Origin of the sequence: Paenibacillus spiritus (genome assembly GCF_008710135.1) — a bacterium.
Taxonomy (GTDB): domain Bacteria; phylum Bacillota; class Bacilli; order Paenibacillales; family Paenibacillaceae; genus Paenibacillus_AQ; species Paenibacillus_AQ glufosinatiresistens.
In genome coordinates this window covers 1-9,425 of the sequence record NZ_VYKK01000039.1, presented here as the reverse complement: position 1 = coordinate 9,425, position 9,425 = coordinate 1, and the positions used below count along the sequence as shown (strand labels likewise).

7 protein-coding genes are annotated in these 9,425 nt (G+C 38.4%); all 7 read right to left on the bottom strand.

Going from position 1 to position 9,425, the window contains the following annotated elements; genetic code table 11:
* Nucleotides 1-153: 153 nt before the first annotated feature.
* Complete coding sequence (locus F4V43_RS19255) at nucleotides 154-936, bottom strand: hypothetical protein (RefSeq protein ID WP_150459886.1); 783 nt, start codon at nucleotides 934-936, stop codon at nucleotides 154-156.
* A gap of 479 nt (nucleotides 937-1,415) precedes the next feature.
* Complete coding sequence (locus F4V43_RS19250) at nucleotides 1,416-2,687, bottom strand: TnsD family Tn7-like transposition protein (RefSeq protein ID WP_150459885.1); 1,272 nt, start codon at nucleotides 2,685-2,687, stop codon at nucleotides 1,416-1,418.
* 51 nt (nucleotides 2,688-2,738) lie between these two features.
* Nucleotides 2,739-4,547, bottom strand: a complete 1,809-nt coding sequence (locus tag F4V43_RS19245; RefSeq protein ID WP_191089654.1) for a TnsD family Tn7-like transposition protein — start codon at nucleotides 4,545-4,547, stop codon at nucleotides 2,739-2,741.
* A 14-nt stretch (nucleotides 4,548-4,561) separates the two neighbouring features.
* Nucleotides 4,562-4,996 (bottom strand): hypothetical protein, encoded by a 435-nt coding sequence (locus F4V43_RS19935; RefSeq protein ID WP_223879974.1) that lies wholly within the window; start codon nucleotides 4,994-4,996, stop codon nucleotides 4,562-4,564.
* Nucleotides 4,997-5,082: 86 nt separating this feature from the next.
* Entirely contained in the window at nucleotides 5,083-6,291 is a 1,209-nt protein-coding gene (locus F4V43_RS19240; protein WP_223879973.1) for an AAA family ATPase, read from the bottom strand.
* Nucleotides 6,275-8,458 (bottom strand): Mu transposase C-terminal domain-containing protein, encoded by a 2,184-nt coding sequence (locus F4V43_RS19235; protein WP_150459883.1) that lies wholly within the window; start codon nucleotides 8,456-8,458, stop codon nucleotides 6,275-6,277. Before F4V43_RS19235 ends, F4V43_RS19240 begins: the two co-directional genes overlap by 17 nt.
* A 19-nt stretch (nucleotides 8,459-8,477) precedes the next feature.
* Entirely contained in the window at nucleotides 8,478-9,296 is an 819-nt protein-coding gene (locus F4V43_RS19230) for a TnsA endonuclease N-terminal domain-containing protein (protein WP_223879972.1), read from the bottom strand.
* Between the last annotated feature and the right edge of the window lie 129 nt (nucleotides 9,297-9,425).

Genomic DNA, 9,425 nt, shown 5'->3' with positions numbered 1-9,425 from the left:
CATCTTCAAATTAACTCAATGAATAGTTTTCAGACATGACCTAGTGAAATCCGCTCCTCTTCACCTCTTAAGATTTCACCGATACCTTGATTGGTCTGATTATTTTTTCACCTCTTCCTAAAAATGCAGTAAAACATCCAAATAAAAAACACCCTAAAAATTAGAGTGTTTATGAATTTGATCTTTTCGCCACTGTTTTACTAATTGATCAAATTCGTTCTTCATTTCGATTTCTTTATAATCGAGCTTCGATTTCGTTCTTTTTTCCCCAAATGAATAATCTACTCGATTAAATGTAATTGTTTCAATGTTTGCTTTTGGAATAAGCATCTTGCTTCGATCACTTCTTTTAAATGAGTCGGCAATTAATATGCCATTGTCCAAATTATGATTAATTATATACTTCCCCTCTAACATTTGGCCACTTTTCAAGGTGATATTAATTGAAACTTTTTCAAAGTAAATTGCTCGGTAAAAAGCCCTCATGAGTAGTAACAATAAAGAATAGCCTGCACTGATAACAAATAAAATTACATGATATATTAGTCTATTGACTTTATATAGATAAAATATGACTTCTCTGGATTCATGCAACCCGAAAGCAAAATCCTTGTTTATTTCTGCCATTACTATCTGAATAAAAAGCATCGCATACCCTGAAATTAAAACAGCATAAAGCATGCTTATGGTAAACAAGATATATGCGAGTCTTTGCCTACCGCCTACTCTATCTTTATGAATTAGAGACCTAATAAAAAACTTTGCGCGTTGCCAACAGATTGTTACTGTTAACCCAATAATTAATACCAAAGCAATCCAAGGTGTAACTTTATTTAGAAACAGGAAGATTATTACTTTTGTTATTCTTGAGGATGTCCCCTCTATAGTGACACTGAAAGCCAATAGAAAATAAGAAAGCGCCGCTGTAGTAAACAAAAACCATAATACTACATTTCTAAATCCCCGATTAAAGCTGGGTAAGTACTGCTTTTCTTCTTCAGAAAATAACTTTAGCGAAGAAGCAACGGCACTAAGAATTGCAATACCAATAATTCCAACAATAGCTTTTATTAACCCATCTGCTATTGACTGATAAATATTAATTTAAATTCCTCCAATATGAAAATTTATATAGTTAACCTCGAAGAAATAAAGGCTCAATTTCATCTCCTTTGTTAGTATAAATTCTCACTACTTACTATTTCAGAGAATAGATTATGGTGCTATAAAAATTTTCACAAGGAGTAAAGTGTACCTGGCCAAGGATTCTAGAGAGCAGCTCTTTTCAGGAAAAAAATACAGACTGCGTTTGGCTCTGTCATGCTGAATTAATAATTACATCAGCAATTTAAACTGTACACCCTCGGTTCTTTGTGTCACTCTTTTTTATTTAGCAGCCCCCCCCTTGAACCTATTCATTCTTGGTAATTTAATACCGTTTGCGGATCACATCCTAACATATCTGCCTTTTTCCTCAAAGATAACTGCTGACTAGACAGCTCAACAAGTCTGTTTTTCCACACAATACCAAATTCTTTAACCCTCCCAATCTGGTATCGGTCACTCTCCTTATCGTCCGGTCCTGTCCGTGAGTAAACGAAACCACAGTTACACTTAAATGTACCAACCGGTTTACCCGTTTTTGACCCCCTGGTGATCTTTACTGACCCAATCATTGGTTGTTTATAGTGGCTTGCTGCTTTATTAAGACATGGCCAGGGGCCATGCCCAAAAGGTTCAAATGTTGTCATTGTCCCTCTAGATAAGCTATTCATCATCCCTTCAACGCTTTCTCCCAAGAAACCAAGTAATAAAATATGTCGAAGTGGATGGCACGACACTCTAGGCTTCCGTAGCAACTTATGCAGCCAACTATCGCTTTCACTTATCACCCCATTTATAGTTGCCAACAATTTTTCACCATAAAAAGAATTAAAACCTTGGATTAATCTATCCCATCTAATTCTGCTGCTTGCATTACACACATAGCCTTCACTACGTAATCGAGAAACATAATACCGGTTTATACTATGAAGGCCCTCTGAGGGGAATTGTTTTTCCAATAATGATAAAGATTGCGTAGCAATATTTCGAGAGAATTCACCGCCCAAGAATTCAGTAGAAATTAACTCGCCGTTATCAACAAGCGCCTTCTCCAACGTAATATACTGAAACCGATTCTTCTGCATTTGATGAGAAATATTTGATTGCCAAAGCAGTTCTCCATGCATGGGGCAGAGATAGACCCCTTCTAGTTGGTGGCAGCGATGCCAATATGCCTCCCCGTATTTCGCCCTATCTTCACTGACACATCCGGTACAATACATCAGCTTTTGTTTAGGCTTTACGGATAACGCTGCACGACCAAGTATCATATTTGCAGGCGAGCACGTACTGAATTTCATAGTCTCCACTAATCTTTCAGCTCTCATAGGTGGGATGAAAGGGGTAAAGTAAGGAATCAGCGTATGTTTTTGAATTAATTCATCTGAGGAATATCTTTGACCTGGAATCTGACGAGTAAGATGATCTAACTGGGAAGGGAACCATACTGAGGAACACGTCGAGGAGTTATCAAAAAGCTCTTTCATGGTTTGTCTAATGCTTTCATTTCCAGAATTCCGATGGTATCGAGCAAACGCACTGTAGAGTAGCTCATCTGGAAAAATAGTAGGGAAGAATATCAAAGGAATCACCTCCTTTAATATTCTTCCCTACTATGAATGATCATAGTCTATTCATGTATCAATTAAAGCTCCTTTCTTTTGCAAGAACATACGTATATGATTGTCCACCTCTTTATCCCCATGCAAATGATAAGAGACCGACGCCATACTTTTAAACTCATTCACCGTCATTACAGCAGTTCCGCGATTTCTGATTTTTGAATAATGTCTTGAAATACTCCGAATCAAAAAAGCTTTGGTATCCTCTACTGTCTTATCTATCTCCTTCACAGATAATGGGAGTTGATGATGATAATGTCGGAATCGATTTCCATCAGATGGATCCAAAAGATTAATTATTGTTCCTCTTTTAATGGGAAGCCTGTATTCAGGGTCTATCCTAGCTGCTGCCGTTCTAATCTTGAGCACTAAGTGCTTATCCATTGCTTTAAAATCAAGTTTTACCTTATCTCTTGGAATCCTAACCGGTAAGACTTGTTCTAACCATTCTTTATCATTACGCATTAACCAACGATATAGTGATTGGTCTATGTTTCTTATTTCTGAGCGACTATGGAAAACATTATTGGCTAGTATATTTTCCATTTTCGCGCGCCGTTTCAAATTAGTAGTTGTTATATCAGTACCAGCTGCAATCTGTTCATAAGCTAGAGCAATTTCACTAGGTATTGATGAGCCCTCCACCTCAGTACTGCTCTTAGTCCAAGAAGATATAACACCGGAGTAAGATCCTTGAATTATATTTTGTCGACCACAACGTGGGCAGAAATAACGAATCGAAAACACACCGGTTTGCCCGTTAATAACGCTTCGTGTACATTTACTTATTTTAGGGATATCTTTGTATAAGCACATAGGATTATAGCATGACCACGGGCCACTACCGAAAGGGATAGGCAATGCATACGACTCCCGACTTAACAATAGAGTTTTTAATGAACCGCTCAAAAATGCAGCAAGCAATAAGTAAAACCCCATGAATTGAGTCATAGAGTCTGTTCTTAACAGTGAGTTTTTAAAATAAATACTTCTTAAGAAATTGCAATTGAAAATTTTGTTCTCCTGCTCGGTGAACCATTTCTCGAAATCAAATAATAACCGTTTTTTTTGAATGACACCAGTTAAAGTTATATAACCATTGGCGAACAACTGTTCATAAAACTTTATTCTGATTTCTTGAGCTGAGAGGTCCTTATAGTGATCACGAACATAAAGCAAATCATTCATCATTACGGTCTGAAGATATTTTTTCGTTTCATTTATTTCCAACTTCTCCACAGACAAACCATGTCCATTTTTACAAAATGGTTCTCGTAGCAACTGACCCGACTCATTCGATCCGTACCGACTTTCACATATAGGGCATCTAGAAACCAAACGAACGCTATGGGAAGGACAGCACTCCAAAAATGATACCTGATGCTCTCGGTGAAGGTAGATCTCACCAAATTGTTCAAAGTCATTGTGTACACATTGAGGACAATATTTAATCTCTGTTGAGATAACCCCTTCAGAGGAGACCGTTGGCTGGCCAGTGGCATTTCTTTGATTGGCGGAGGCACTTTTAATCACATTAAGCATTGCCATATGCCGTTCTATTGTGAAGAATGCCTGATATAACCCATACCACGTATGATCGTATATGAACTGATTTAGTGTAAAAGTATGCCCTAGCGGCAATCTATCGAGTAGGAATTGTAAACGTTTAGGGAATAAGGTGTGTTTGTAAGAACGAACACCGAATAAATCATTTTTACTTTGAATTATCTCACTATTACCAGAACGAATATGGTAGCGAAAAATAAGACTTCTAAAGTCTTCATCTGGTAGGGGCACAGGGAAAAATATTAGACGATTCACGCGTTCCACCTCGTTTAGGAGATAAAGTTGAGCAGTTCATCTACTTCCCGAATATATCCTTTTTGCTCAAGAGCTTCTTCCGTGGTAAGTTCCTTTTTATGACCCTCAGCTACGACATAACGGATATCATCTGTGGATTTCGTGGGGGAAATTGGGGATAGTTTTGTTTTTTGGGGGAGCCGATTAGGACTCACACTTTTATTCTTCGTTTGGGAATCTTCTTTTTCTAAAAGCAACTTAGCGATTTGTGCATACATTAGTGAAATATCTTCTATGCCCTCACTTGCATCATAGACCTGGTTCACAATGGCTTCTGTCACCAATGATGATCGGCCGAATTGCATTGCAAAGTCAATTAATTGCTTTAAAATTTCGTCCTTCTTCTTTTTCTGGAGAATCCGTGCATGATCTTCAGCAACACTACCGTGAATACTTATTCGATGAGACACATCCTTAATATAGCCATTTAGTGGCGCCCAATCAGGCTTTACCTCGTCTAATTCTTTATACGCCGAGTAATCTCCTGAACGGATCTTTAAAAAATCGGCTGCACTAGGCCTAAACTAGTTGCTGCTACTTCACTAATTAGGCTTACCGTAATTTTTTCAGGACCACCCTGTACTATTGCCTTTGATTGGACATGCATAAATAATTTTACTGCAAAATCAGGAATACCCATAGAATAAAGGTACATCGCCTCTATTAATTTAGACGAAAGTTCTGTAAAAGATCGAGTATACTGATGATCCCATAGGTTTTCTATAAAGTGCTCCCATTCCCAACTATCTGCTAACATATGACCTGATATATTCTCAGCGAACCCATTCGGAATGCCTCTGCGAGTATTTGCCAATGAATCCTTGAATAGATACAAAGCTTTATATGAACCAATTAGTATTGTTGGAATACCTAGCGTGTTGACAAGTTGGGTAATAAAATCAATCAAATTCTCCTCCCCGCATGAATACGCCTTCTGAATTTTTTGGATTTCGTCGATAATTAGTACTCCTAGATTGACCTGTGCTGCTACTTGAATCATCCGCATGACTTGTTTGTCAATGGTGCCTGGCTTTTCGCCCCACTTATCATAAATAGCTGTACCCAAGGCCCTATCTACCTCTGCATAAAAGCTTTTAACAAATGTCCCCACAGACTTATTATATGGGCACTCGACTTTTAACCAAACCAGTTGGGTTGTTGGAAGAGTTCTTCCATGATATTGACTATGATGGATAACCTTTGGAAAGAGCCGATTTAGTATCCGCTCATATATTTGTGATTTACCAAAACCATTAATAGCGATCTCCACTAAACTCTGTGATGTATGAATATTACCAGCTAAGTTCCTTCCGTCATCATCCACCCCTGCCTTAAAGATATTATCTATCCCGATCGCAAACTGCCGATTATACATCGCTTGAAGCGGATTACGTGATTGGTATCCCAACTTTATCATCGAGTATAAGTTCCTATACTTATCATAATGTGACGGGAATGGGACCCAAAAATCGGACCTAATCTGCTGCACAAGTTCAAGTCTATCCTCTACAGGCAACTGATTAAATTCTGGACTTCTAGGAGGTTCTGAAGTAAGTGAATCAATAAAAGACTCAATTCCCTCACGTTCTGGAAGTGCTTCAATAAAGGGATTTCCACGATTTCTAGGATTCACTTGCTCTTTATATACTGCTGTTACATGTAAACCATTAAAGCCTGAAAAGCCGCCTTCATTTAGTTGGCTCATCTTTCCTCCTCCTTTCTTTACTTTTTCTCGAAAATAGCATTTGGATATCTATATTGCCATCTGCAAGGGTCACTCTTTCCACTTCTGATTCCTTATCAGGAAAAGGTATAACCTCCGCGTTTGTTGACGAAAGTCCATCTGCAATTCTTGAACCTTCCACGTGGGTTATTGCAGATATCGATCCCCAAACTTTACTATCAGTTGCACGTGTTTCACGCATATTTTGTTTTCTGGAAAAAAGGCTAGTATCTTGAGTTGCTCCTTTTGTAACCTTTGTGGCCAATTTATCAAGTTCACCTGTAAATGCATGAAGTTCTGCTTTGTGTTGCTTTTCATTCTTCTCTTGCTCCTTAATCTGCATGTCACGATATTCAAATAATTTATCAACCTCATCAAAGTGGAGGCCTTCAAATTCCTTTGATCTACCGGTAAGTAAACATGTTACAAGCTTTTTTCCACGCTTGATAAAAATACTGCTGCAGTTTCTCGGATCATAGCTGATTTCTACTTCGCGCATCCCTTCTATCCCTAAACCGTTTCCTTCAAACCATCCTTCATCAAGCCCCAACTGAGAGGTATAGAATAAATTTTTATATCGGATACCAAATCGAGTTACCTTGCCAATTCCACGGGGCAACAAATTATGTCGAAGTTCATCCCTTGTTTTTTCATGGAGTAATCTTCTCCCCTTATCCCAATTCCAGACTTTTAGAGGAGTCAACTCTATCTGCTCAGCAAACATCTCTTTAGTAGGAATATAATTTCTACTCAGTGCACTTTTATTGTAGGTTAAGAAATATATGATCAAGAATCGGTTAAACTCTTCTATTGTCCATGCAGATTCACGTGCAGGATCATAATCTCCTCTGACCATTTGTTTTGCCTCCGTAGATCCAGTTAATAATTGTCTGATCGTTTCATTCGTAATGTGGAAATGAGATTCTACGTAAGGTTTTAAATCTCCACGGTAGGAAGGTGCATTTAAAACGTCTACATTCAGGTTTACAAACCTTTCTGACATTTGGGCCTTAAGTTCTCCTCTGTCCCCAACTAGACTCTGAGGCAGAGCCTGGCAGGGCCACTCTTCTTCTTTAATCAGAATACCGTAGCGAGCACAAAATTCAACTTTATTAGTTGCTGCATGATTCACAGCTACCATAGCTTCGAACCAAGATTCAGATGCCAAACTGACATGATACCCCACGATAAGCCTACTAAAAACATCTATTACCACATATAAAGTTGGCTTTCCTAATATAGTCTTACGGTCGAAGGAAACCAGTATGATATCAGACTTCGTTGCATCAACTTCATAAACTGCCCCTACACAGTGCGCTCTCTCTGATGCATTACCAACTAGCGGACGAACATTCATCGTTGCTCTTCGCTTTCCTCGTTTATTCTCTTCACGGCCAAATGCAGAGGTGTTGTTTGTGTACCAGTAACGAAACTGACGTAAGCTAGGCGACCGGTCGGGATCTATAATTGGTACTCGCACACCATATTTTCTGTAATACCCACGTTTATAGAAAGTCTCGCACATTCTTTCATATGTCGTTAAAATATTCATTCCTTGTCGTATATGAAATAAACGTATTGAAGATTTGAAGATCTCAATATCAGTCTCAGTGACAATATACCTATTCTTCGAATAAGGACCTGGCTTTTGCTTGTATACTCGCCCTTTTCCAGGCCCTCCACAAAACAGGTAATTATCCAATAAGCCATTAATAGACTTTCCATGGAACCAATATTTTAGTAAGTAATCCTTTATTACTTTAACCGGTTTTCCTGTCACCAGGTATGTTTCCCTTAGAAGCTGCCCTCTACTTTTGGATAAATAAATATCAGGTTCTCTTTGCGCGATTTCTTTTATAAGTTCCCAACGACGATTTCGATTTTCTCGATACTTTTCCAAGTAATCTTCATCAGGCGATAAAAGTTCTATATCCTCATCGAACTCGATAATCCTGCTTTTCCCCTCTGCTATCTCTTCTAATAGAACAGCATAGTTGATAATAATAGGCATTCTTTTCTTTTTAATATCCTTAATACTCATCAATACTAGATTTTCCAGCTCCCCATCAATCCACAAAACTCGCAAGAGGTCTTCCGTTTCATAGTCTTCGGTTAATCTTTCAATCACAGAGTTAACAACAATGCCCACGAAACCCTCACTCCCTTCATTATGCAAAGCGACTCGAATGTTGCGTTCCAGTCAGATCTGATATGATCAGTGGCCTTCCCTCTTTAATAATATTTTTCTCAATTTCCGTCCCCCATCTCTTATTTGCAAGATTGTGTTGAAGAACAAACATTGAGGTGCCTGTTTGCAAGCCGAATAGTTTGTCAGCACGAAGACATAAATTGGCTATCGAGGTTTCTCCAGCGTCATTGCTAAACATTTGAAAGAGAGGCTCAGAAACCAAAAATAACAATTCTTCATTGATACCCTGTCTAGTCTGTAAGTATTTTGCACTCGCCATCCATTCAACGTTTTTGACAAGAATATCAGGGATTTTTTCCTCAGTAACTATGCACCAGTCAATCCCCTCTTCTGCGAAATACAAACGCTCGATTTCAAATAATTCAAGCGTTCTTTTATCTAATTTATTTGTAGGCTTGATTGTTCGAATAACGTCTAGATCGCATTTTGAAGATGACAATGTAAGCCTAAAATCAGTGGTCATAATTACTGGAGTGCCATCAAGATTAGCATGTTCAATACCTAACTTTTTTGCAATTTCGATTGTTTTTTCAATAGGTAATAACGGCCACTGCTCTCTAATATCCACTACTCCGTCGAGCCACTCACAATAATACAAATATTTGCGTTCATGTTCTGAGAGCGTATGATGTGTCCTTCCAGTCTTCCAGCCCTTATGACGGGTAATCCAGCCTTCAGAAGCGATCTTATTATCATGGGCTTGTATAAATGGTTGGTAGTCTGCTCCACTTCCGAATCCTCTGCCCTTCTTAATATAATTCTTCTGAAGTTGTTCCATTCGAGAGCCCCGCTTTGACATATTCACACCTCCAAGAACAAAGTAATATATTAATTAATATATTAGATACCTATATACAACTGATGAGGCTGTCCCAAAAGTAGATATTTCTAAGCTGAGAGGGACCAC

Coding starts and splice junctions, on each gene's coding strand:
- F4V43_RS19240 (WP_223879973.1), bottom strand. CDS start 6,291: ATGAGCCAACTAAATGAAGGCGGCTTTTCAGGCTTTAATGGTTTACAT.
- F4V43_RS19230 (WP_223879972.1), bottom strand. CDS start 9,296: ATGGAACAACTTCAGAAGAATTATATTAAGAAGGGCAGAGGATTCGGA.